The sequence below is a fragment of the Micrococcus sp. IITD107 genome (assembly GCF_041927415.1).
GTDB classification, from domain to species: Bacteria; Actinomycetota; Actinomycetes; order Actinomycetales; family Micrococcaceae; genus Citricoccus; species Citricoccus terreus.
Map to the genome: position 1 here is coordinate 657,240 of NZ_JBHFFN010000001.1, position 24,187 is coordinate 681,426.

Below are 24,187 nucleotides of genomic sequence, written 5' to 3' on the forward strand. Positions count from 1 at the left end.
CGATCCCTTGCGGGACTCGACGCCACGCTCCGCCTCCCCTGACCAGGATCGGAGCCTCACATGTGCTCCCAAATCACCCCCGTCTTCGACGTCCTCTTCACGAACGGTGTCTTCCACACCCAGGATCCCGAGCGTCCCACCGCTCACGCCGTCGGCGTCCACCAGGGTCGGATCGTCAGCCTCGATGAGGATCTGCCGGCCACCGCCCTCCGCGAGGTCCACGACCTGGGAGGCGCCGCCGTCGTGCCGGGCTTCCAGGGCGCCCACTGCCACCTGACCCATATCGGCCAGGCCAGCATGCAGATCGACCTGCGCCCCAGCGCCGTCTCCTCCATGGAGGAGCTGCTGGCCGCGGTGGATGCGTTCGCCGCAGACGCGCCGGAAGGCAGCTGGGTGATCGGCCAGGGTTACGACCAGAACCGGCTGGGCGAGCACCCCACCGCCGAGCAGCTGGACGAGGTCAGCCACGGCCACCCCGTCTACCTGATCCACAACTCCCGCCACATCGGCGTGGCCAACACGAAGGCCTTCGAGATCGCCGGCTTCCCGGAGCGCCGTGACGTCCCCGTTCCCGACGGCGGCGCCGTGCCTTCCAGCGAGAGCGGCCAGGCCGAAGGGCTCCTGCAGGAGACGGCCAGGTCCCTGGTGATGGACCACATCCCGGCCAACACCGCCCAGGACGTGGCGGACATGGTGGCCGCGGGCTCGGAGGAGGTGCTCAAGCTGGGCATCACCTCGATCGTGGAGCCCGGGATCGGCGCGCCGGATCACATCGGCATGTCTCGGTTCGACCTGGCCGGGTTCCAGATCGCCCAGGAGCAGGGCCGGCTGGGCGTGCGCGCCACCGTCATGCCCTATCTGACCACGCTGCACCGCGTGGGCGAGACCGAGCAGGAAGGCCATCCGCTCTACACGCTGGATCTGGGTCTGCGCTCGGGCATGGGTGATGACCGGCTGCGGATCGGACCCACCAAGGTCATCTCCGACGGCTCCCTGATCGGGCGCTCGGCCTACATGTGCTGCGACTACCAGGCTGATCTGGACCAGGGGCGGGAGAACAAGGGGCTGTTGCAGTTCCCCGAGTCCGATCTGCGCGAGCGTCTCATCGGTGCCCACCTGGCGGGCTGGCAGCTGGCCATCCACGCCATCGGCGACGCCGCCCTGGATGTGGTGATGGACATCATCGAGGAGGCCCAGCAGATCCGACCCCGCCCCGACGCCCGGCACCGCCTGGAACACGTCTCCGTGGTCAGTGCCGACCCGATCCTGAACAGCGCCGCACTGGTGAACCGTCAGACCTCCTCCGGTGCAGACTTCGTGCCTGCCGAGCGGATCACCGTGGAGCAGGCCGTGCGTGCCTACACCGTGGGCAGCGCACGGGCCGTCCACCGGGAAGCGGACCTCGGCACCCTCTCCCCCGGCAAGCTCGCGGACTTCGTGGTGCTCTCGGAGGACCTGTACACGGTCCCCGCCGAGCAGATCGAGTCGGTGCGCGTCACCGCCACCGTCGTCGGCGGACGACTGGTCGCTGGCAGCCTCTGAACCACGTCGTCACCGATCCGAGCATCATGCTGCCGTGAGTCTGCGCGCGATCATGCGGGTGGATGCCGGTCAGACGGCGCCGCTGTGTCACGATGGATCGGTGACTTCATCCTGCGCGTCCTCTGCCCACCGCAGGAGTGGGCGCAGCGGTGCCGCCCTGCTCACTGTCGCTCTCCTGGCGACCGGCTGCGCCGTGACACCCGAGGACGACTCTTCCTCCCCGCCTTCGGCCCTCGCCTCTGGTGAGGCGAATGCCTCGGCAACGGCGCCGTCGTCGGGTCGTCCGTCTGCGGCATCCCCGTCCGCGGCCCCGTCCTCGACTGAACCTGCCGAGCCGCGCACCATGACCCTGAACGTCTCCGGCGACCTGCTCTGGCACTCCCCCCTGTGGGAGGTCGCGGAGATGGATGCCCAGGACACGGGCAACGGTGAGATGGACTTCCTGCCTCAGCTGGAGGACATTCAGGAGTACATCAGCGCCGCCGATGTGGCCGTCTGCCAAGCGGAGGTGCCGTTCGCGCCCGAGGGAGGTCCCTACACCAGCTACCCGGACTTCTCCGCTCCGCCGCAGATCGCGGACACCATCGCCGAGCTGGGCTTCGATGTCTGCACCACCGCCTCGAACCACACCCTGGACGTGGGGTTCGAGGGACTCGTGCGCACTCTGGACACTCTGGAGGCGGCAGGAGTCGAGGCCACCGGCGCCTACCGCACCCAAGAGGAGGCCGAGCGCCCGTTCATCCACACCACGGACCAGGGCGTGAAGGTGGCGATCGTCTCCCAGACCATGCCGGACCGCCAGCAGCAGCGCTTCGCGGAGCAGGTCACCGCCTCCGGTGAGGTGGATGTGATCTTCGGTCAGCACGCGCACTGGGTGCAGCCGGTGGACATCGTCAACGGAGTCTGGGTGGTCTACGGGACCGGCAATATGATGGCCCTGCAGGAGTCCGGCCGCCCCGGGACCTACGACGGCGCGATCGTGGAGCTGACGTTCACCGAACAGCCCGAGGGCGGGTTCACCGTCACCGACGCCGAATTCGCCCCCACCATGATCCAGGGACTGAGCATGGACCGCACCCAGCGGGCCCGTCTGCACCTGATCCCCGACGCCTGGGACGACCACCCCGAGCTGGCAGAGCGCTTCGCCGCCTCCGCCCACCGCACCCGCCAGGCCATCCGCGCCCTGGGGGTCGAAGGGCTGCGGGAGCGCGAATGAATCCGCACCGGTCCCCAGGCGCGTTCGTGGACATCCACTGCCATGGCGGGGCCGGGGTCGAGATCAACGGGGAGACGGACCCCACGCCGGCGTTGGAGCTGCACGCGCGGCACGGGACCGGAGCCCTGGTGGCCTCGCTGGTCAGCGCCCCGATCGACCGCCTGGAGGCCCAGCTCAGTGCGTTGGCGGCCTACCGACGTGCGCGCCCGGACACCATCCTGGCCGGAGTGCATCTGGAGGGCCCGTTCCTGGCGGCCAGCCATCGCGGTGCCCACGATCCAGCCCATCTGGTCTCCCCCACTGCCGACCTCGTCGATCGCCTCCTGGGAGCTGGAGACGGACTGCTCCGTCAGGTCACCCTCGCCCCGGAGCTGCCCGGTGCCCTGCAGGCCATCCGGGACCTGACCGCGGCGGGGGTGCGCGCCGCCGTCGGGCACACCGGGGCCGACTATGCGCAGGCCCGGGGCGCCTTCCAAGTCGGAGCCACCCTGCTCACCCACGCGTTCAATGCCATGCCTGGACTGCATCACCGTGCGCCAGGACCGGTGGCCGCAGCACTGGACACGCCCGAGGTGACGCTGGAGGTGATCGCCGACGGCGTCCACGTCCACGCCCCGCTGCTCCGGCTGCTCTTCATCGCCGCGCCAGAGCGGATCGCCGTGGTGACGGACGCACTCTCCCCCACCGGATGCACCGGCGGCACCCACCGTCTGGGCGATCGCACCCTGAGCGTGCTGGAGGGACGGGCGGTGCTGGCGGGCACCGAGATCCTGGCCGGCAGCACCCTGACCATGGACCGAGCGGCGGCGCACCTGGAGAGCATCGGCATCAGTGCCGCCGCCATCCGGCACGCCACCACCACGGCGCCGGCCCGCGCCCTGGGGCTTCGGCTCCCGGTGGGTGCCGGTACAGTGATGGCCGACCCCCAGGGTCAGCAGGATGAAGGAGGCGACCGTGGATCCAAGCAGCACCGTGACGATCGGTGAGCGCACGCTGGTCTCGGGACACACTGCGGTGATCGTGCCGCTGACGGGCGCCAGTGAAGACGAGCTGATGCGCCAGGCGCAGGCGGTGGCCGAGCATCCGCTCACCGAGCGGATCGACCTGGTGGAGTGGCGGGTGGACCTGCTGGACGACCACGCCCAGCGCAGCGCGGATGACCTGACGGCGCTGGCGACGCGTGTGCGTCAGACCGCTGGCGGCATCCCGTTGCTGGCCACCGTGCGAACGGCGGCGGAGGGTGGTGCGGCAGAGGTCTCGGATCAGCAGTACCTGGACCTGGTGGCCGCACTGAGCGCCTGCGCCGCAGTGGATGCGGTGGACGTGGAGCACCGTTGTTCCACTGCCCGGCAGGCCATCCAGACCGCACAGGCCTCCGAGACCACGGTGATCGCCTCCCACCACGACTTCCAGCGCACCCCGTCAGCCCCACAGATCCTGGGCCACCTGGCCGAGATGGAGGCCACCGGGGCGGACGTGCTGAAGATCGCCGTCATGCCGCACACCCCTCAGGACGTCCTGACGCTGCTCGAGTCCACCCTGACGGCTGCCGAACGGATGAGCCGGCCGATCATCACCATGTCCATGGGGGCCCAGGGAACGCCCTCCCGACTCTGCGGAGGCCTGTTCGGATCCGCCGCCACGTTTGCCTCCATCGGGCAGGTCTCTGCACCGGGACAGCTGCCCGTGGAGACCGTGATCGCCGTCCTGGACGCCCAGCAGGCCCCCCAGGGGGAAGATCGATGACCATGAGTCACACCGGCCAGAGAAACCGTTCCACTGCCTGGCCCTGGATCACCCTGGGGATCGACGCCGTCCTGGTGATCGCGTTCGCCGCACTGGGACGCCGGTCCCATGACTCCAGCCTGGATCTGGCCGGAGTGCTGGGCACCGCCGCACCGTTCCTGATCGCCCTGCTGGTGGCCGCCGCGGTGACCCGGCACTGGAACACCTGGCATCAGATCTGGCCGGCCGGTGTGCTCAGCTGGATGATCACCGTGCTCGGCGGGCTGCTGCTGCGCGTGAGCCTGTTCGATCAGACCGCTGCGCTGGCCTTCCAGCTCGTGGCCGCGGGAACCCTGTTGGTGCTGCTGCTGGGCCGCCGCCTGGTCACAGTGCTGCGGCGCCGCAGCCGGACCGACCGCGCGTCCTAGACTGACCGTGCCTCCCCCGCTGGGAGGCGCCCCTCCCGCTGCGGCGACCAGCCGTCGTCGGGACCTGTACGTCAAGACCAGGAGGAACCGCCATGGTGACCGCATTCGTGATGATCAAGACCGATCCGACCCGTATCCCCGAATGCGCCACCGAGCTCGCGGACCTGGAGAACATCACTGCGGTGTACTCCGTGACCGGTGTCTGGGACCTGGTGGCCATGGTGCGCGTGCGCGAGTATGACCAGCTGGCCGACACCATCTCCGATCGGCTCTCCAAGGTCGAGGGCATCCGAGACACCGAGACCATGCTCGCCTTCCGCGCCTACTCCCAGCACGACCTGGAGGAGGGGTTCGCGCTGGGATTCGACTCCTGAGCGCCGCGCCGACTCCATTGCTCTCCCTGACCACGAAGGCCACCCTGCACGTGCCGGGTGGCCTTCGGTCTGTGCGGGCTCAGCTCAGGAGCGCGAGACGCGCACCCAGTCCTCCAGGACACGTGCGGCGGCCCCGGAGTCGATGGACTCCTGTGCCCGCTCCATGTTCGCGGCGATCCGCTCGAACAGGTGCCTCTCGGCCTGGGTGTCCGCGGCCGTCAGACCGGCGGCGGCGTTGAGCAGCACGGCATCACGGACCGGTCCCTTCTCCCCCGCCAGCAGGCTGCGCACGATGCTCGCGTTGTGGACACCGTCCTGACCGGCCAGGTCCTCCACCGCCGCCAGGGGGATTCCGAAGTCCTGGGGCTGCAGCTGGTGCTCCTGCACCGAGCCGTTGCGCACTTCGAAGATCGTGGAGGGTCCCGACGTGGTGATCTTGTCCCGGCCGTCGCTGCCCCGGAACACCAGGCCGCGCATGCCGCGGTCGGCCAGCACCCCAGCCAGCAGGGGCGCCATGCGCTCACTGGCACAGCCCAGGGCCTGAGCCTTCACACGTGCGGGGTTGGAGAGAGGTCCCAGGTAGTTGAACGCAGTGGGCACGCCCAGCTGCTTGCGCGCGGGGGCCACATACTTCATGGACGGATGGTAGCCCTGGGCGAAGAGGAAGGTGATGTGCGCCTCAGTGGCGCACTGGATGACCTTGTCCACGCTCAGGGAGAGGTCCACGCCCAGAGCTTCGATGACATCGGCCGCACCCGCGGTGGACGAGGCACCGCGGTTGCCGTGCTTGACCACGGTGGCACCTGCACCCACAGCGACCAGGGAGGACATGGTGGAGATGTTCACAGTGCCCAGGCGGTCACCTCCGGTACCGACGATGTCCAGGGTCTCTCCGGGGATGTCCAGTGCCACGGCGTGGTCCAGCATGACCTCCGTCAGGCCCAACAGCTCTGCCACGGTCTCCCCCTTGGCAGACAGGGCGATGAGGAAACCGGCGATCTGGGCATCGGTGGCGGCACCGGCCATGATCTCGCGCATGGCCCACGCCGCCTCGTCCTGAGAGAGGTCCTCCCGCCCGAGCAGGCGTTGGAAGATGTACGGCCAGGTCAGTTCTGAGGCAGGAGTCTTCACGCCGCCATGGTAGACCCCGCCGGCGGCTATTTCTGCACCGGGTCCGGCTGTGTCGAGGGGGTCGATTCCTGAGGAAAACCTTGGAAATCCGGGCGAGTTCGGTGAGATGCCCCGAAGGCGGGAATGTCCGAGGCACGCCGACACGTTCGACGCATTGGTGGCCTGGGGAGTTTTCGGGCCATAATGGGCGGGTGACGACTGCAACCCATACCCTCCCCCAGCATGCCGCGGGGCTCCCGAGCCGCCCGAACATGGTCTCCATCGGCACCATGGTCTGGCTGGCATCCGAGCTCATGTTCTTCGGCGGCCTTTTCGCCATGTACTTCACCCTGCGCTCCACCTCCCCGGAACTGTGGGCCGAGAACACGGCGATCCTCAACGTCAACCTCGCGTTGGTGAACACCATCATCCTGGTGCTCTCCTCAGTGACGGCTCAGTTCGGCGTGTTCGCCGCAGAGCGTCTCCAGCCGCGCCGCACCGGAGGCATCTTCGCCTTCAAGCGCTGGGGCATGGTCGAGTGGTTCATCCTCACCTTCATCATGGGCGCGGTCTTCGTGGCCGTGCAGTCCTATGAGTACGCGGTGCTCTTCTCCGAGGGCGTGACCGTCGGGGCACACGCCTACGGCTCCGCGTTCTACATCACCACCGGCTTCCACGCGATCCACGTGACCGGCGGTCTGATCGCCTTCCTCTTCATCATCGGGCGCGCCTTCCTGGCCAAGCGCTTCGGGCACCACGAGGCCACCTCGGCCATCGTCGTCTCGTACTACTGGCACTTCGTGGATGTCGTCTGGATCGTGCTGTTCGCGATCGTCTACTTCTTGAAGTAACCCGAACGTCACCGGGACGCTCGCACCTTGATCAGGCCGACCGGAGACGGAACCGTCACACCAGCTTCGGTCACAACACGTTAGGAACCATCCAGTGAAGGCACTCGCACAGAACCGCCGCCACCCCTTCGCGGGTGTGGTGCTGCTGGTCCTGGGACTTCTGCTCACCGGCGGAATGTACGCCCTGGCCAGCACCATGAATCAGGCACAGGCCGCCACCTCCGGCACCAGCTACAGCGCCGAGGACATCAGTGAGGGCGAGAAGCTCTTCAACGCCAACTGCGCCACATGCCACGGCTTCGACGCCGTCGGCACCGAGGACGGTCCCACTCTGGTGGGCGTCGGCGCAGCCTCCGTGGACTTCCAGGTCGGCACAGGCCGCATGCCGATGCAGATGCAGGGTCCCCAGGCTCAGAAGAAGCCGGCTCAGTTCAACGATGAGCAGACCGCGCAGCTCTCCGCCTACGTCGCCTCCCTGGGCGCCGGCCCGGCTGTCCCCGAGGACGAGTACCTGGACACCGACCACGAGGACGTCAACATCGCCCGCGGTGGTGAACTGTTCCGCGTGAACTGCGCCATGTGCCACAACGCCGCCGCCGCCGGTGGTGCTCTGACCCGCGGCAAGTTCGCCCCTGGCCTGGCCGACGTCAGCGAGAAGCACATCTACGAGGCCATGGCCACCGGTCCGCAGAACATGCCGGTCTTCTCCGACGCCAACCTCACCCCTGAGGACAAGCGCGACGTCATCGCCTTCCTGAAGACCATCGAGGCCAACCCCTCCCCGGGCGGTGCCGCACTGGGCTCGCTGGGTCCGGTCTCTGAGGGCCTGTTCATCTGGACCGCCGGCCTCGGCATCCTGATCGGCTTCATGGTCTGGCTGACCTCGCGGTCCTCCTGACCTGATCCGGCGCCGTGGGGGCGCCGATCGCACACAACGTCAACATCACTCGAAGCAAAGGATTGAGATCTATGGGCGAGCAAGGCTACGGGGGTCCGGGGCACCACTCGGACGCCGTCGAGCACGCCGGTGTGGAGGACTCGGGCACGTACGCCATCGACAACCCCGGACTCCCTCCGCACCGTCCGCGACTGGCTGACGAAGACCCCAGGGCCGCAAAGAAGGCCGAGCGCCAGGTGGCGTTCCTGTTCTTGCTGTCCATCCTGGGCACCATCCTCTTCTTCGTCGGCTACTTCGTGATCGGCCAGGTCGGGCCGGACACCGCCGCAGAGACCCTGCGTCTGCAGAACATGCTGCTGGGTCTGGGTACCGCCTTCGCCATGCTCGGCATCGGCGTGGGCATCGTGCACTGGGCCAAGACCCTGATGCCGGACCACGAGATGGTCGAGCAGCGTCACGAGGTCCGCACTGAGGCCGACCGTGCCGATGCCCAGGGCATCATCGAGGACATCCTCGAGGAGTCCCAGATCAAGCGTCGTCCGCTGCTGCGCAACACCCTGATCGGCGCCGTCGCCCTGGCCCCGCTTCCGGCCATCGCGATCTTCCGCGATCTGGATGACACCGACAACCGCAGCGACCTGGCCGCCGAGAACTTCGGCGTCGAGCGCTTCCGCCACACCATGTGGGATGAGGGTGTGCGCCTGGTCCGTGACCCCTCCGGCACCCCGATCAAAGCCTCGGACGTGACCATCGGCTCGGCCTTCCACGTCATCCCCGAAGGTCTGAACGAGCTGCAGTACGGCAAGCTGAACGAGAAGGCCAAGGCTGTGGTCCTGCTCATGCGTCTGGACCCGGACAAGCTGGAGGTCTCTGAAGGTCGTGAAGACTGGAACGTGGACGGCATCGTCGCCTACTCCAAGATCTGCACGCACGTCGGTTGCCCCGTGGCCCTGTACGAGCAGCACACCCATCACCTGCTGTGCCCGTGCCACCAGTCGACCTTCGACGTGACGCGCGAGGCCAAGGTGGTCTTCGGCCCGGCGAGCCACGCGCTGCCGCAGCTGCCCATCACCGTCAATGAAGAGGGCTTCCTGGTCGCGCGCAGCGACTTCCAGGAGCCCGTGGGTCCCGTCTACTGGGAGCGTGGCTGATCAACATGAGCACAACCACTGAGTACAGCGCGGCAACGCGTACCGGACGCATCTCGAACTTCGTGGACACCCGCATGGGGGTCTCCCCCATGGTCAAGGAGTTCGGCCGGAAGATCTTCCCCGATCACTGGTCGTTCATGTTCGGTGAGGTCGCCCTCTACAGCTTCGTCATCCTGTTGCTGTCGGGCACCTTCCTGACCTTCTTCTTCGATCCCTCCATGGCCCACACCACGTACGAGGGCTCCTACAAGCCTCTGTACGGCCTGGAGATGTCGGTGGCCTACGCCTCCTCCCTGGACATCTCCTTCGACATCCGCGGCGGCCTGTTCATGCGCCAGGTCCACCACTGGGCGGCACTGCTGTTCGTGGCGGCCATGTCGGTGCACATGCTGCGTGTGTTCTTCACCGGTGCGTTCCGTCGCCCGCGTGAGCTCAACTGGGTCGTGGGCTGCCTGCTGCTGCTGGCCGGCCTCGCTGCCGGCTTCACTGGCTACTCGCTGCCGGACGACGTCCTCTCCGGCAACGGCCTGCGCATCATCGACGGCATCCTGAAGGCCATCCCGGTGGTCGGCTCGTACATCTCGATGTTCCTGTTCGGCGGGGAGTTCCCCGGCTACGCGGTCATCGGCCGTCTGTACGTCCTGCACATCCTGATCGTGCCGGCTGCGATCCTGTTGCTGATCGTCGTGCACCTGTTCATGGTCGTCGTGCACAAGCACACCCAGTACCCCGGCCCGGGACGCACCAACGACAACGTCGTCGGCTACCCCGTCGGACCGGTGTACGCGGCCAAGGCCGGTGGCTTCTTCTTCATCGTGTTCGGTGTGATCTCCCTGCTCGCAGGCTTCTTCACCATCAACGCGATCTGGAACTACGGTCCGTACGACCCCTCTCCCGTCCAGGCTGGCACCCAGCCGGACTGGTACATCGGCTGGTTCGACGGCGCTCTGCGCCTGATGCCGGGTGTGCTCGGCGACTTCTCCTTCAAGTGGGACATTCCGTTCCCGTGGGGCGTCAACAGCATCCCCTTGGGTGTGCTGCTGCCGATGATCCCCGTGGGCATCCTGATGGTCGGCATGATCGTCTGGCCGTGGATCGAGCGCTGGGTCACTCGTGACGACCGCGAGCACCACCTGCTCGACCGTCCGCGCAACGCCCCGTTCCGCACCGCCGCTGGCGTAGCCGGCATCATCTTCTACTGCGTGATGTGGGCTGCGGCCTCCTCGGACCTCATCGCCACCCACTTCCACATGTCGCTCAACGATGTCCTGTACATCCTGCGATTCCTGTACTTCGCTGGGCCGATCATCGGCTTCATCGTGACGCGTCGCATCTGCCTGGCACTGCAGCGCAAGGATCGCGAGATCGCTCTGCACGGCCGCGAGGCTGGCGTCATCGAGATGACTCCGGCGGGCGAGTTCCGTGAGCGTCATGAGCACCTCTCCGACTACGAGCTCTACCGCCTGGTCGGCTTCGAGAACCGCCGCCCTGTCCCCGCTCAGCCGGGCAAGGATGGCAAGGTCTCCGGGCTCGAGAAGCAGCGCGCCAAGCTGAACAAGTGGTTCTACGAGGAGCGTGTCGAGCCCGTGACCCGGGATGAGCTGACTGCCGCTCGTGCTCATGGGCACCACGACGCCGTCGAGGCAGACCATGGAGCGCACGGCATCGATCGCTGATCAGTTCCGCTGAGCCCCTGAGGCCCCGTACCATCTGGTGCGGGGCCTCAGCCGTTGGAAGGGCCAGATCTGTCGGTTCCACACACTCACCCTCCTGTGACCGCACCCATGTTCGATGCCACCGCCTCGTGGAGTCCTAGACGTTCACCGGACCATCTCTCACGGTGACTGTGACAGGTGTGGGTGACCCCAGGAGGACGGTTGTCCCTGGCCGGCTGGGTGACTCGCCGGGCACCTGGGGCGGTTCTCGTGGCCGTTCGCGCATTGACCGCCCGGTATGGGGTCCACCGCAGACCGGTCCCTCAAGCCCTGGGGTCGGCGGCCCTGCCGGAACCCACACCGCGCCAAGGGGTGGCCTGGAGGCTGGCTGCTTCTGGCCCGGCTGATCGAGGAGCACGGGGCTGAGGAACTGACGTAGTCCACGGTGCGGGCCTTACAGTGCGGGTGCATCGGGCGCGCATCGATGTGGCGCAGATCGATGTCGAGGCCGTTCGCCGGATGGCGGCATTCGTCCCGCAGGAGCACGCGCCGGCTGCTGAGGCCGAGGTGGACTTCGGGGGAATCTGGGTGGTCCTGGACGGGGCGATAACGAAGTGCCGCTTGTTCGTTGAGTATTTGAGGGTCTGGGAGCCACCCAGTATTGCCTTTCAGAGCCACCTGTATTGCCGTTGAGAGCCGGTGGCCGATGGGGTCAGAGCCACCGGCTCTCAACGGCGGTTTCTAGAGACCGTTCATCGCGGTGTGTTCGCGCATGTTGAAGCTACCGGTCTCGATCCAGAGGGTGTTGTGCACGATCCGGTCCATGATGGCGTCGGCGTGGACTCCGGAGCCAAGTCGCTGGTGCCAATCCTTCTGGGCGTACTGGGTGCAGAACACCGTCGAGGTGTTCCCATACCGGCGCTCGAGCAGCTCCAGCAGCATGCTGCGCATCCCCTCGTCCGGGTGGTCCAGGAGCCATTCATCGATGACCAGCAGGGTGAACGCGGCGTATTTCTTCAAGAACGTCTGCTGCCCGTGGGGCTTGTCCCGGGCCAGGGCCCATGCCTCGGCCAGGTCCGGCATCCGGATGTAGTGCGCCCGGATCCGGTGCTGGCAGGCCTGCTTGGCCAGCGCGCACCCCAGATAGGACTTCCCGGAGCCGGTGAAGCCCTGGAAGACGACGTTCTGCTGACGGTCAATGAACGAGCAGGTTCCGAGCTGGGCGATCACCCCTTGGTCCAGGCCGCGCTCGGTGAGCAGGTCCACCCGGCGTAGGTCGGCGTTGGGGTAGCGCAGTCCGGCCCGCCGGATCAGGCCCTCGACCTTGGCATGGGTGAAGGAGGTGTGGGCCTCGTCCACGACGAGCCTGACCTGGTCCTCGAAGCCCAGGCCCAGCATCAGGGTCTCGTCCCGGGCCTCGAGGGACTCCAGCAGGGCGGTGGCGCCCATCTCACGGAGCTTGCGTTTGGTCTCGGTGTCGATCCGGCTCATCGGGTGCCTCCCACCGCGTAGTAGGAGGCGCCACGAACGTAACCGCCGATCTCCTCGGCCGGCGGGGTCCCGGGCGAGCTGCTGGAGAGTGCTCCTGGTCTGTCTTGGCCGGTGTCCAGGATCGGGCGCAGGTGGGCATACCGCGGGGAGCGGATCGGTCCGGCCAACGCGATGCCGCAGGCCGCCTCCACCCGTTCGGCGGAGAACCGGCGGGTCAGCCGCAACACCGCCAGCGCCGGGTTCAGGCCCTGCTCGGCCACTGGAACGGATTCGAAGACCCTGTCCACCACGGTCACCGTCGATGGTCCAATGCGCCCGGCCCATTCTCTGACGCGGTGCTCGTCCCACTGCCGGTACTTCGGTCCGGCCGGCAGGTCGGCGTCGTGGGTGCGGTACTCATTCACCACGTTCTCCGCCACCAGCAGGTGGCTGGCCAACCGCTGATGGCCACGGTGGACCTCCAGCATCGTGTCCGTGACCCGCAGGTCGACCTTGGCCCCGACGTGTGGGTAGGGCACCGAGTAGTAGTTCCGGGCGAAGGCCACGTGCCCGTTGCGCGCTACTCGGCGCCCGTAGACCCAGCGGCTGATCTCATAGGCGGCGGCCGGCAGCGGGCGCAGCAACGCCTTCTCCTCCGACTCAAACACCGAGGCGCGGGAGCCGGCGCGCTTCTGGAACGGCTCCGCGTTATAGGCCTTCAGCTGGACGGCGATGGCAGCCTTGAGCTCGGCCAGCGTGGTGAACTGCCGCTTGCGCAGGGCGGCGATGATCCAGGTTGCCACGTGGGCCACGGTGTTCTCCACACTGGCCTTGTCCTTCGGTTTCTTCACCCGTCCCGGGAGCACAGCCGCGGAGTAGTGGGCCGCCATCTCCCGGTAGGCCTCGTTCAGGACGATCTCGCCCTCCTTCGGGTGCTTGATCACCCCGGTCTTCAGATTGTCAGGCACGATCCTCGGCACCGAGCCGGAGAAGTGCTCGAACATGCCCACATGCGCCCGCAGCCAGGTGTCCTGCTTCATATCCAGGGTCGGCTCCACGAAGGAGTACCGGCTATACGGCAGGCACCCCACGAACAAGTAGACCCGGCTCAACTCTCCGGTGGCCGGATTGAGTAGCTGCATCGTGGGCCCGGACCAGTCGACCTCGACCGTCTGGCCGGCCTTGTGTCCGATCCGGGAGGCCAATCCGGTGACCAGCACATGCCGCTGGTAGGACTTGCAGAACCGGTCATAGCCCATCGACGGGGATCCCGCCTGAGCGCACTGGTCCACGTATTCGCCGTGCAGCAACCTCATCGTCACCCCTACCCGGGCCATCTCCCGGTGCACCCGGGACCAATCAGGCTCGGCGAAGACACTCTCGTGTTCCCCACGGCCGGGGAACAACAGCGAATACACCTCCGCGTCGGGGAGTGCCGCGATGTCGTCCCACCGCGCCCCGGCCGCGTCGGCGGCCTCCAGCACCTCGGCGACACTGTTCCGCGAGATCTGCTGAGACGCGGCGATCGCCCGCCCGGACAGGCCCTCAGCCCGTAACTGCAGCACGAGCTTGGCCTTGATCTTCCTTACCATTGAATTGCTCCTTCCGCCGGGTGCCCTTTACACCCAGCGGAAGGAGCCTAAGCAGGTGGCTCTGAACGAAAATACCGATGGCTCTCAAGGCGCCCAACGTCTCAAGCAGTCACTGGCTCTCAAACTCAATACGGATGGCGCTCAGAACGCCGAATATTCATTCGTCGTGAACCGTCCTCGGAGTGATGACGGGCTCCTTCGAGTCTGGAAGATGCAGAGCAGGCCGAGGAGGACTCCCGAGGAGATCAAACGGCGTGCCTCCAGCCTCGTGCTGGACCACCCGGATGAGTACCCCACCCTGATGAGGCCTGTCAGTGCGCCGGCGACTGCCTGGGGACCGGGAAGGAACTCCCTTCGCCGCTCTGGGTCCGTCAGCCCAGATCGATACCGCAGAACGCCAGGCAGTGCACTCCAGGCAGACGGAGCGCATCAAGCAGCTGAGGGCGGGAGAACCGCCAGTTGCGCGAGGCCAGCGCGAGGGACACCCACCAGAACCGGTCAGATCACGGCCGTCGTCGATGCCCTTATGCCTCCGGGTCTTCCCCGAACTCACGGAGCTCTTGGGGCGCGGGGCAACCTTGAGCGATGCGAGCCGCCCACCTCTCCGCCTCGATCCGCGTAGGGACCTCGATGACACAGAATCCACCATCCAGATCCGAGGTGTCTGCGGTCACGCTCCCATCAGAGTGCACCATGACCGGATCAACGTTCTCGTCGATTCCCCCGCTGAACAGGTGGACACCGGCTGCCTTAGCCTCGCGGATGACTCGGTGGGAGGAATCGATGACGGCATCAAGCCCGCCTGGGGCCAGGCGCATCGTGTTGCTCCGAAAGGAGACCAGGTAGCGTGTCATGCTCCATCATGCGCCCGATCATGACGCTCCCACCAGTGTTCATCTGCCGACCTCCCCCATGTGTGCCCTCTCGTCATCACTGTCCGGTCACAGCTTGGATTCGGGGCCCCCGCGCAGACCGAGGGGGCGTCCCGATGGCTGAAGCACGTTCAGCTCACGGAGCGCGCAGGCCTAGGTCCATGCAGGTCCATCTGAATCCCGTGGAAGCAGGGAGGTCTCCTCATCATGACGCCAGAAACGGCTGTGGCCCCTCCGTAGAGGGGCCACAGCCGACTATGTCCTGCTGATTCAGTTCAGATGATCAGTGCGCGTGCTGACCGCGGGAGTACTCGTAGACCCACCCCACCAGGAAGTAGACGCCCAGTCCGGCTCCCATGAAGAAGATCCACCAATCGATGGCCAGGCCGAGGACCACGATGGCTGCGGCCGCACCCAGGCCCAGTGGCCACCAGCTCCACGGAGCGAAGTTGCCGTAGGTGCCCGAGTACTGCTCGATCTCGCCGTCCTCATCATCTGCGGGCCCGACACCGAACTTGCGGTCGGTGAGCCACAGGTAGAAGGAGATCATCAGTGCCATGCCGCCCAGGGCGTAGATGGCGGGGATCCCAGCCCACTCGGTCCAGCGGACCCAGAAGCCATAGATCGTGGCGATGATGATGAAGAAGACTCCGATGATCGCGAAGATCTTGATGTTGGCTTTCACTCGACGCTCGCCTTCTGTCCGAAGAGCTCCGGCTCGTTCTGCGGGGAGTACGGCAGCAGCTCGGGGTGATGCAGGTCCAGAGCGGGACGCTCGGAACGGATGCGGGGCAGGGAGTGGAAGTTATGCCGCGGCGGCGGGCAGGAGGTGGCCCACTCCAGAGATCCACCGAAGCCCCAGGGGTCGTCCACCGTGACCTTCTTGCCGTGGCGGGCCGTGATGTACACGTTCCAGAAGAATGGGATCATCGAGGCGCCCAGCAGCAGAGAGAAGACGGTGGAGAACTGGTTCATCAGGGTGAAGCCGTCCTCGACCATGTAGTCCGCGTAACGACGAGGCATACCCATGACGCCCAGCCAGTGCTGGATGAGGAAGGTGCCGTGGAAGCCGATGAACAGCATCCAGAACTGGATCTTGCCCAGGCGCTCGTTGAGCATCTTGCCGGTGAACTTGGGCCACCAGAAGAAGAAGCCGGCGAACATCGCGAACACGACGGTTCCGAAGACCACGTAGTGGAAGTGTGCCACCACGAAGTAGGTGTCCGAGACCTGGAAGTCCAGCGGCGGGGAAGCCAGGATGACACCGGTCAGACCACCGAAGAGGAAGGTCACCATGAAGCCCAGTGCCCACAGCATGGGGTTCTCGAAGGTAATGGACCCTCGCCACATCGTCCCGATCCAGTTCACGAATTTCACGCCGGTCGGTACCGCAATCAGCATGGTCATCAGCGAGAAGAACGGCAGCAGCACTGAGCCGGTGACGTACATGTGGTGTGCCCACACGGTCACGGACAGGGCAGCGATGGCGGTGGTGGCGAACACCAGGGACTTGTAGCCGAAGATCGGCTTGCGGCTGAAGACCGGCAGGATCTCGGAGACGATGCCGAAGAACGGCAGCGCAATGATGTACACCTCAGGGTGTCCGAAGAACCAGAACAGGTGCTGCCAGAGGATGGCGCCGCCATTTTCTGGATCGAAGATGTGTCCGCCGAAGCGACGATCCAGGCCCAGGCCGAAGATGGCGGCTGCCAGCGGCGGGAAGGCCATCAGGATCAAGATACCGGTGATCAGGGTGTTCCAGGTGAAGATCGGCATGCGCCACATGGTCATACCCGGGGCGCGCATCGTGATGATGGTGGTGATGAAGTTGATGCCACCCATGATGGTGCCGAAGCCCTGCAATGCCAGGCCGAAGACCCAGAGGTCACCGCCCACACCCGGTGAGAACGTGGTGTTCGACAGCGGTGCGTAGGCGAACCAGCCGAAGGAGGCCGCACCCTGCGGGGTGAGGAAGCCAGCGGTGGCGATCAGCGAGCCGAACAGGAAGAACCAGAACGCCAGGGCGTTCAGACGCGGGAAGGACACATCCGGTGCACCGATCTGCAACGGGACGATGACGTTGGCGAAGCCCACGAACAGTGGGGTGGCGAACATCAGCAGCATCAGCGTGCCGTGCATGGTGAACAGCTGGTTGTACTGCTCCTTGGTCTGCAGCAGCTGCATGCCGGGCTCGAAGAGCTCAGCACGGATCAGCAGGGCCATCACGCCCGCGATGCAGAAGAACAGGAAGGAGGTGATCAGGTACATGTACCCGATGGTCTTGTGGTCGGTAGAGGTCAGCCAGTTGACAATGATCTTGCCCTTGGAGACCGGAACCACACGAGGCTGTGCCGCAGCACGTCCTTCGTCACTCGTGTACTCATAGGTGGTCATCAGTCGTTGCTCCGATCCATCTCCGGGTCACCCTGAGGGATCTCCTGGCGGGTGGCGCCACCATCGTTCTCATTGGGGTTACGGCTGTACTCGTACTCCAGCAGGCCATCGTCCATCTGATCGAGCTGGCGCTGGAACTCGTCCTCTTCCACGACCTCGACGTTGAACAGCATCTCCGAGTGGTACTCACCGCAGAGCTCTGCGCACTTGCCCTGGAACTGGCCCACTTCCTGCGGGGTCAGGTACAGGTAGTTGGTCTTGCCGGGGATCATGTCCAGCTTCTGGAGGAAGGCAGGGATCCAGAACGAGTGGATGACGTCACGCGACTCCAGCTCGAAGGTGACGGGGACATCGACCGGCAGGTACAGGGTCGGCAGAGTCTCCTCCACACCCTCGGTGCCGTCCAGCTGGGCCTGGACACCGGTGTAGTGCTTCTCCTGGCCCTCGTACTGGTAGTTGAAGTCCCAGGACCACTGCTTGCCGTACACGGACACCACGAGCGGGGAGTCATCTACCGGGGCGTTCACGGAACGCTGCACGCGGTCGGTGAAGCCCCACAGGGTGAAGACCATGATGATCGGGATGATCGTGAACAGTGCCTCGATCGGCACGTTGTAGGCGATCTGGCGGGGGTAACCCTGCTCATTCTTGCGGCGACGGTAGGCCACCATGCACCACAGCATCATGCCCCAGGCCGCCAGGCCCACAGCCAGAGCGGCGATCCAGGAGTTGACCCACAGGTCGGTGAGCTGAGCGGTGTTGTTGGTGGTCTCACGCGTGCCCGGCAGCCAGCCACGCTGGACCTGCTCAGAGCACCCGGTCAGGACCAGTGCGGCCACGGTGGCCAGCGCTCCCCCCTTCAGGAGACGCCTACCGCGGCTGCCGGCTTGATTCTGCGATCTCACAGACGGCCCTTCCTCTTCATCTCGGTGCGATTGCCGTGCCACATTCCGTGCCTGCCGTCCGAAGTCGGCTCACAGAGGTCATGGATCGGCCCCTAGGTTTACTACTCACTGTAGAGCTTACCCCGGTCATTCGGGAGACCATGACATGGAAACGGCGGGTCTCCGGGCATGTCATGCCCGGCGACCCGCCGTCTCTCGGGGTGGCGGCGACCCTGGTGGCAGGGATGGCGACGGTCCGATCAGTGGAAGGAGTCACCGCAAGCGCAGGAACCACCGGCGTTGGGATTGTCGATGGTGAAGCCCTGCTTTGAGATCGTGTCCTCGAAGTCGATGGTGGCACCGCTCAGGTACGGCACGCTCATCCGGTCCACGATGACCTCGACACCGTCGAAGTCCCGCAGTGCGTCTCCATCCAGCACGCGCTCATCGAAGTAGAGCTGGTAGATCAGGCCGGAGCAGCCGCCAGGCTGCACGGCGACACGCAGGCGCAGATCCGTCCGTCCCTCCTGCTCGAGCAGGGTGCGCACCTTGGTGGCGGCGACCTCGGTCAGCTCGACCTCGTGGGTGGGCAGGTCGTCGGCCGGCTGGGCCGCGGCGATCTCGACTCCGGTCTCTTCGGCGGAGAGGGCCATGATGCTCCTTCTGACGTTCGGTGGACCGTGGCACGCTGCGCGCACATGCGCAGGGACGGTCTGGTGCGGGGTCACGGGGGACCCGTTGTGGTTGCCAACGCCGCCTCAGCGCGGTTCATTCCCGACGACGGCCAGCGACCTCCCCAGACTACTCGGCTCCCAGCCGGGCCAGCAGGAGTGCTTCGGCGACGATCGCATGACGGAAGTCACCCAGGTGCAGGGACTCGTTGGCCGAGTGCGCCCGCGAATCGGGGTCCTCCACACCGGTGACCAGGATGGTGGCCTCGGGGAAGACCTCCACCAGGTCGGCGGTGAACGGGATGGAGCCTCCGATCCCGGTCTCGACCGGCTCCACACCCCAGGCCTCCTGCAGGGAGGCGAGCATGGCCTGAGCGGCAGGTGCATCGGTGTCGGTGTGGAAGGGCAGCCCGGTCTCCCCCGCCTCGAAGAACACCTCGGCGCCGAAGACGTCCTGGGCCTTCAGGTGCGACTCGATGGCCTTCATCGCGGCAGCAGGATCCATCCCCGCGCCCAGACGCAGTGAGAACTTCGCCCGCGCCACCGGCTGGATGGTGTTGGAGGAGACCTCGATCTGAGGGACGTCCGTGCCGATGATGCTCAGCGCTGCACGGTTCCAGAGCCGATCAGCCAGTGGGCCGGTGCCGGCCAGCCGGACGCACTCCAGCACGGAGGCGTCGGCGCGGAAGTCCTGTTCGGGGTAGTCCACCGCGGCGGTCTGGGTCTGCTTCAGTCCGGCGATGGCCACATTGCCCTCGTCGTCGTGCAGGGTGGCGATGAGCCGGGCCAACAGCGTCGGCGCATCCAGCACCGGGCCCCCGTACATGCCCGAGTGCACAGCATGCTCCAGCACGCGCACGCCGAACACGCCGTCCACCAGTCCCCGCAGGGAGGTGGTGAGCGCCGGCACACCGACCTTCCAGTTGCTGGAGTCGGCCACGACGATCACATCGGCCTGCAGACGGTCCCGGTGGGCCTCCAGGAAGGTCCGGAACGTCGGGGACCCGGCCTCCTCCTCCCCCTCGATGAAGAACGTCACGCCCACACCGGTGTCGTTCTCGGAGGCCAGCAGGGCCTGCAGTGCGGCGATGTGCACCATGATCCCGGCCTTGTCATCGGCGGCCCCCCGCCCGTACAGGCGTCCGTCCTTCTCCACCGCGGTGAACGGCTCGGTCTCCCACAGCGCGGTGTCTCCGGTGGGCTGGACGTCGTGGTGGGCGTAGAGCAGCACGGTGGGCTTCCCGGGCGCCGCCGGGCGGGTCCCGACGACGGCCGGTCCTCCCGGACGCACCTCACCGGAGGCGTCAGCTGGCTTGTCCTCCGTCAGGATCTGCACGTCCTGGAGTCCGAGGCCACGCAGCAGCTCCGCCACGGCCTGTGCCGACCTCTCCAACGGTTCGCGATCGAAGGAGTCCCAGGCGATCCCGGGGATGGACACCAGCTCGGTGAGCGTCTGGATGGTCCGGGGCAGCTGCCGGTCGACCGCCTCGGCGATGCTCTGGTGCACCTGCGGAGAGAGCGGCTCGGCGGCGGTGGCGGGAATCTGCTGTGAAGTGCTTGATTCAGACATGGGGCCAGGCTAGTCCGATCAGCGTGGAACTGCCCGGATCTGCCCGGTTCCGGGGCCCGCCTCGCGTAGGATGGACCGGTGTTCGGACGCAAGAAGACCCCTGAGACCCTGAACGGCTCCCACGCCGTCGACGCCCCTGCTGAGACCGGCGCCGTGCTCAACGGCGAGCCGATGGACCGGCCTGACCGCTCTCAGGGCAAGAATGCGCCCACTCCCACGCGTCGTGAGCGCGAAGCCGCCCGCAAGCGTCCCCTGGTCCCGGATGACCGGAAGGCGGCACGCCAGGCCGCACGTCAGGCCGAGGCCATGGAACGCGGCAAGATGCGCCTGGCCCTGGAGACCGGCGACGAGCGGCATATGCCGGTTCGTGACCGGGGCCCACAGAAGCGCTGGACCCGTGACTATGTGGACGCTCGCACCGGCATCGCCGAATGGCTGATGATCGTGGTCCTGGTCTATGTCCTGCTGGCCTTCATCCCCGTCCCCGAGCTCCAGCTGATCCTGACCTTCTCCCTGTGGGGCCTGGTGGTGCTGGTCATCCTGGAGGGCATCCTGCTCAGCCGCACGCTCAAGAGGAAGCTGGCCGAGAAGTTCGGCGAGGTCGAGAAGGGCGTGGCCTGGTATGGCGTCATGCGCGCCCTGCAGCTGCGCCGCCTGCGCCTGCCCAAGCCTCAGGTCAAGCGCGGCCAGTACCCCGCGTGATCCCGGAGCTGGCCGCGGCCAGCTCCCGGTTGATCCGGGCGGCCCAGAACGGGCCCTCGTAGAGGAACGCCGTGTAACCCTGGACCAGGTCAGCACCGCGCTCCAGGCGCTCAGCCACGTCCGCACCGGTGGTGACGCCACCGACCGAGATCAGTCCGATCTGCTCGGGCAGACCAGCCCGCAGCCGGTCCAGCACCTGCAGCGACCGTTCCTTCAGCGGTGCACCGGAGAGTCCACCGGCACCCATCTGCTCCACCTCCGCACCCGGAGTGACCAGTCCCCCGCGCTCGATGGTGGTGTTGGTGGCGATCACGCCGTCCAGCTTCAGATCCTGGGCCATGGCGGCCACGGCATCGATGTCCTCATCGGCCAGATCCGGAGCGATCTTCACGGCCAGGGGCACGTGCCGACCGGTGGTCCGGTCCGCCTCCCGGCCCACCGCCGCCAGGAGCGGTGCCAGCGACTCGATCGCCTGCAGCTGGCGCAGCCCCGGCGTGTTCGGCGAGGAGACGTTGACCACCAGGTAGTCGGCGTGACGGGCCAGCGCGCTGGTGGAGGTCAGATAGTCCCGAGTGGCATCCTCCAGGGGCACGGCCTTGGTCTTGCCGATGTTCACCCCCAGGATGGGACGACGGGCACCGAACCGGCGAGTCAACCTCGCCCGGGTGGCCTTCAGCCGCGGTGCCACGGCGGCCGAGCCGTCGTTGTTGAAGCCCATCCGGTTGATCAGGGCCTTGTCCTCCACCAGACGGAACAGGCGCGGTGCCGGGTTGCCCGGCTGCGGCTGACCGGTGATGGTGCCGACCTCGATGTGCCCGAACCCCAGGTCTGCCAGGGCAGAGGTGCCCAGGCCCTGCTTGTCGAAGCCCGCGGCCAATCCGAACGGTGAGGGGAAGTCCAGTCCCATCACCCGCGTGGCCAGGCGGCAATCCGGCCGGGTGAACCGGCGCAGTGCGGCTGAGGCGCCCGTGGACTCAGCGGCCCGGATCATCCCGAAGCCGGTGTGATGGGCCTTCTCGGCGTCCATCTCGGCGAAGGCGAGTCGGAAGAAGGTCGGGTAGACGCGGGGCAGCTGGAGTCCGTGGCGTGCGAGCATGACTCCATCGTAGGCACCCCGGGGCGGCAACTCGGCACCTGGGCCCTTCGTCACGCTGCTCCCGCAGCAGGGCTGCCGGGCCACCGTTAGGCTCGGTGGATGATCACCCCAGCGGATGGACCTGACCTGCTCGAGGACTCTCCGCCCGGTGAGTGGGTTCCGGACGTGCTGGAGGGCTTCCAACGTCTGACCATTCCCCTTGAGGTGGACGAGGAGGGCCAGAACGTGGCCACCCTGGTCCGCCCTGATCCCATACCGGGCCGGGAGGACCGCATCCCGCTGCTGTATCTGCACGGCTGGTCGGACTACTTCTACAACGCCCCGCTCGCCGAGCACTTCGAAGCGCACGGCTACGCGTTCTATGCTCTGGACCTGCGCCGCTATGGCCGCTCCCTGCGGCCGGGCCAGACTCCGGGGTGGGCGGACTCCCTGGAGGTGTACGACGACGAGATCGGCGCCGCACTCCACCAGATCGCGCAGGAGGTTCCGGCTCTGCCAGTGCTGATGGGCCACTCCACGGGCGGTCTGACCGCCGCCCTGTGGTCCGCCCGTCACCAGGGCAGGCTGCGCGCGCTGGTGTTGAACAGTCCCTGGCTGGAGATGCAGGGATCCACCCTGGTGCGGCTGATGGCCAGTGCGGTGGTCAACCCGGTGACGCGCGTCCAGCCCAAGAGCTTCCTGAAGCTGCCCAAGGTGGACCACTACTGGCGTTCCCTCTCGGTCTCGGCGGACGGGGACTGGGACCTGCACCCCGCGTGGCGGCCGCAGTACGCCTTCGACGTCCCCTCGGGCTGGCTCAAGGCGGTCATGGCCGGGCACAGTCAGGTGTCCGCCGGGCTCGGGCTGGCTGAGCCGGTGTACGTCATGCTGGCCGCCAAGACCATGTTCGGCACCAAGTGGAACGAGGAGATGCTGGCCGCAGACAGTGTCCTGGACGTGGAGGTGCTGGCCCAGCGCGCCACCCGGCTGGGACGGCACGTCACGGTGGTGCGCCACGAGGGCGCCATGCACGATGTCATGGCCTCACGCCGAGACGTGCGCCGCCAGGCGGCCCGTGAGCTGTTCCGGTGGATGTCGGTCTATGTGGGCCCGGACACCACGCCAGGCCACGCGGTGGACCCCCTCATTCCCGACGACGAGGAATGAGTCCCAGCCACCACCTGCCTCCCAGCGGCATGACAGGGCGGCGACCCGTCGGCAGCGATCAGGCTTTCGCCCGGTCCACAGCGCCCCCGTACCGGCGGTCACGCCGGGCGTAGATCTCCACGGCCTTCCACAGGGTGGTGCGGTCCACGTCCGGCCAGAGCTCGTCCAGGAACACCAGTTCGGCGTAGGCGGACTGCCAGAGCAGGTAGTTCGAGAGCCGCTGCTCCCCCGAGGTGCGCAGGAACAGGTCCACGTCCGGGACGTCCGGCTCTTCCAGATGACGGGCGATCGTCTCCTCACGGATCCCGCTGGGCTTCAGACGCCCGGCGGCCACCTCGGCGGCGATCCGCTGGACGGCGTCCGTGATCTCCGCGCGAGAGCCGTAGTTCACACACATGGTCAGGTTGCAGCGGGTGTGGTGCCGCGTCTGCTGCTCAGCGATCTCCAGCTCCTTGATCACCGAGCTCCAGAGTCGGGGACGGCGCCCGTTCCAGCGGATCCGCACCCCCCACGAGTCCAGGGTGTCCCGCTGACGGCGCAGCACATCCCGGGAGAAGCCCATCAGGAACCGGACCTCCTCCGGTGATCGCTTCCAGTTCTCCGTGGAGAAGGCATAGACGCTGACGTGCTCGATCCCCAGCTGCACGGCGCCAGCCATCACATCCAGCAGGGCGGCCTCGCCGGCCCGGTGTCCTTCCGTGCGCGGCAGACCACGCTGGTTGGCCCAGCGGCCGTTGCCGTCCATCACGATCGCCACATGGCGCGGGATGAACCGCGGATCGATCTGGGGCGGCTGCGCTCCCCCGGCGTGCGGGTACGGATCCTGGGTCACGAGGCTCC

The 24,187-nt window shown here is 66.9% G+C and carries 22 protein-coding genes and 1 pseudogene; 13 read left to right on the forward strand and 10 right to left on the reverse strand.

Translation table 11 applies throughout. From position 1 onward, the window contains the following. Positions 1-60 precede the first annotated feature (60 nt). The 6 genes from ACEXHE_RS03155 (at position 61) to ACEXHE_RS03180 (ending at position 5,285) form a co-directional block, all read left to right on the forward strand. A complete protein-coding gene (locus ACEXHE_RS03155; RefSeq protein ID WP_374784677.1) occupies positions 61-1,542 on the forward strand; it encodes an amidohydrolase in 1,482 nt (493 codons plus the stop codon). A gap of 343 nt (positions 1,543-1,885) precedes the next feature. Then, positions 1,886-2,758 carry a CapA family protein gene (locus ACEXHE_RS03160; protein WP_374784678.1) on the forward strand — a complete coding sequence of 291 codons (873 nt, stop codon included), beginning with the start codon at positions 1,886-1,888 and terminating at the stop codon, positions 2,756-2,758. Beyond that, positions 2,755-3,744 (forward strand): N-acetylglucosamine-6-phosphate deacetylase, encoded by a 990-nt coding sequence (locus tag ACEXHE_RS03165; RefSeq protein ID WP_374784679.1) that lies wholly within the window; start codon positions 2,755-2,757, stop codon positions 3,742-3,744. Before ACEXHE_RS03160 ends, ACEXHE_RS03165 begins: the two co-directional genes overlap by 4 nt. Next, the gene (gene aroD, locus ACEXHE_RS03170) at positions 3,713-4,504 is read left to right on the forward strand and encodes a type I 3-dehydroquinate dehydratase (protein ID WP_374784680.1); all 792 of its coding nucleotides are present in this window, start codon (positions 3,713-3,715) and stop codon (positions 4,502-4,504) included. The genes ACEXHE_RS03165 and aroD overlap by 32 nt, the downstream gene beginning before the upstream one ends. Continuing rightward, positions 4,501-4,911 (forward strand): DUF3054 domain-containing protein, encoded by a 411-nt coding sequence (locus ACEXHE_RS03175; protein WP_245760636.1) that lies wholly within the window; start codon positions 4,501-4,503, stop codon positions 4,909-4,911. The genes aroD and ACEXHE_RS03175 overlap by 4 nt, the downstream gene beginning before the upstream one ends. A 92-nt stretch (positions 4,912-5,003) precedes the next feature. Continuing rightward, positions 5,004-5,285, forward strand: coding sequence for an Lrp/AsnC family transcriptional regulator (locus ACEXHE_RS03180; protein ID WP_091696135.1), 282 nt, complete (start codon positions 5,004-5,006; stop codon positions 5,283-5,285). An 84-nt stretch (positions 5,286-5,369) separates the two neighbouring features. Here the strand turns inward: ACEXHE_RS03180 and trpD are convergent, their stop codons facing one another. Continuing rightward, positions 5,370-6,416: an anthranilate phosphoribosyltransferase gene (gene trpD, locus ACEXHE_RS03185; RefSeq protein WP_374784681.1), complete on the reverse strand. Its 1,047-nt coding sequence runs from the start codon at positions 6,414-6,416 to the stop codon at positions 5,370-5,372. 251 nt (positions 6,417-6,667) lie between these two features. On the opposite strand from trpD, the gene ACEXHE_RS03190 reads away from it, so the two are divergent. The 5 genes and pseudogenes from ACEXHE_RS03190 to ACEXHE_RS03210 form a co-directional block, all read left to right on the forward strand. After that, positions 6,668-7,246, forward strand: coding sequence for a heme-copper oxidase subunit III (locus ACEXHE_RS03190; RefSeq protein WP_281247570.1), 579 nt, complete (start codon positions 6,668-6,670; stop codon positions 7,244-7,246). A 94-nt stretch (positions 7,247-7,340) separates the two neighbouring features. Continuing rightward, positions 7,341-8,144 carry a cytochrome c gene (locus ACEXHE_RS03195; protein WP_356966422.1) on the forward strand — a complete coding sequence of 268 codons (804 nt, stop codon included), beginning with the start codon at positions 7,341-7,343 and terminating at the stop codon, positions 8,142-8,144. A gap of 71 nt (positions 8,145-8,215) precedes the next feature. After that, positions 8,216-9,295, forward strand: coding sequence for a ubiquinol-cytochrome c reductase iron-sulfur subunit (locus tag ACEXHE_RS03200; RefSeq protein ID WP_091696141.1), 1,080 nt, complete (start codon positions 8,216-8,218; stop codon positions 9,293-9,295). 5 nt (positions 9,296-9,300) lie between these two features. After that, on the forward strand, positions 9,301-10,971 hold the full coding sequence (locus tag ACEXHE_RS03205; RefSeq protein ID WP_091696143.1) for a cytochrome bc complex cytochrome b subunit: 1,671 nt from the start codon (positions 9,301-9,303) through the stop codon (positions 10,969-10,971). Positions 10,972-11,341: 370 nt separating this feature from the next. Continuing rightward, positions 11,342-11,577, forward strand: a pseudogene (locus ACEXHE_RS03210) (IS21 family transposase); the annotation flags it as partial. A 114-nt stretch (positions 11,578-11,691) separates the two neighbouring features. Here ACEXHE_RS03210 and ACEXHE_RS03215 read toward each other — a convergent pair. The 7 genes from ACEXHE_RS03215 to ACEXHE_RS03245 all read right to left on the reverse strand — a co-directional run bounded on the left by ACEXHE_RS03215 (position 11,692) and on the right by ACEXHE_RS03245 (position 20,403). Further along, positions 11,692-12,441 carry an ATP-binding protein gene (locus ACEXHE_RS03215; protein ID WP_374784682.1) on the reverse strand — a complete coding sequence of 250 codons (750 nt, stop codon included), beginning with the start codon at positions 12,439-12,441 and terminating at the stop codon, positions 11,692-11,694. Further along, positions 12,438-14,012, reverse strand: a complete 1,575-nt coding sequence (gene istA, locus ACEXHE_RS03220; protein ID WP_374784683.1) for an IS21 family transposase — start codon at positions 14,010-14,012, stop codon at positions 12,438-12,440. Before istA ends, ACEXHE_RS03215 begins: the two co-directional genes overlap by 4 nt. 1,155 nt (positions 14,013-15,167) lie before the next feature. Then, positions 15,168-15,569: a cytochrome c oxidase subunit 4 gene (locus ACEXHE_RS03225; RefSeq protein WP_091696153.1), complete on the reverse strand. Its 402-nt coding sequence runs from the start codon at positions 15,567-15,569 to the stop codon at positions 15,168-15,170. Continuing rightward, on the reverse strand, positions 15,566-17,278 hold the full coding sequence (gene ctaD, locus ACEXHE_RS03230; RefSeq protein ID WP_374784684.1) for a cytochrome c oxidase subunit I: 1,713 nt from the start codon (positions 17,276-17,278) through the stop codon (positions 15,566-15,568). Before ctaD ends, ACEXHE_RS03225 begins: the two co-directional genes overlap by 4 nt. Next, entirely contained in the window at positions 17,278-18,126 is an 849-nt protein-coding gene (gene coxB, locus ACEXHE_RS03235; protein WP_374784847.1) for a cytochrome c oxidase subunit II, read from the reverse strand. The genes ctaD and coxB overlap by 1 nt, the downstream gene beginning before the upstream one ends. A 296-nt stretch (positions 18,127-18,422) precedes the next feature. Continuing rightward, positions 18,423-18,815 (reverse strand): iron-sulfur cluster assembly accessory protein, encoded by a 393-nt coding sequence (locus ACEXHE_RS03240; protein WP_091696157.1) that lies wholly within the window; start codon positions 18,813-18,815, stop codon positions 18,423-18,425. 148 nt (positions 18,816-18,963) lie between these two features. Further along, the gene (locus tag ACEXHE_RS03245; RefSeq protein WP_374784685.1) at positions 18,964-20,403 is read right to left on the reverse strand and encodes a dipeptidase; all 1,440 of its coding nucleotides are present in this window, start codon (positions 20,401-20,403) and stop codon (positions 18,964-18,966) included. 78 nt (positions 20,404-20,481) lie between these two features. Between ACEXHE_RS03245 and ACEXHE_RS03250 the strand changes: the two genes are divergently transcribed. Then, complete coding sequence (locus ACEXHE_RS03250; protein ID WP_374784686.1) at positions 20,482-21,105, forward strand: DUF3043 domain-containing protein; 624 nt, start codon at positions 20,482-20,484, stop codon at positions 21,103-21,105. Here ACEXHE_RS03250 and ACEXHE_RS03255 read toward each other — a convergent pair. Further along, complete coding sequence (locus ACEXHE_RS03255; RefSeq protein WP_374784687.1) at positions 21,080-22,201, reverse strand: quinone-dependent dihydroorotate dehydrogenase; 1,122 nt, start codon at positions 22,199-22,201, stop codon at positions 21,080-21,082. The two genes, ACEXHE_RS03250 and ACEXHE_RS03255, sit on opposite strands and share 26 nt — an antisense overlap. 99 nt (positions 22,202-22,300) lie before the next feature. Here ACEXHE_RS03255 and ACEXHE_RS03260 point away from each other — a divergent pair, with 99 nt between their 5' ends. Further along, complete coding sequence (locus tag ACEXHE_RS03260; protein ID WP_374784688.1) at positions 22,301-23,347, forward strand: alpha/beta hydrolase; 1,047 nt, start codon at positions 22,301-22,303, stop codon at positions 23,345-23,347. A 58-nt stretch (positions 23,348-23,405) separates the two neighbouring features. Here the strand turns inward: ACEXHE_RS03260 and ACEXHE_RS03265 are convergent, their stop codons facing one another. Then, positions 23,406-24,179, reverse strand: a complete 774-nt coding sequence (locus tag ACEXHE_RS03265; protein ID WP_374784689.1) for an isoprenyl transferase — start codon at positions 24,177-24,179, stop codon at positions 23,406-23,408. Positions 24,180-24,187 lie beyond the last annotated feature (8 nt).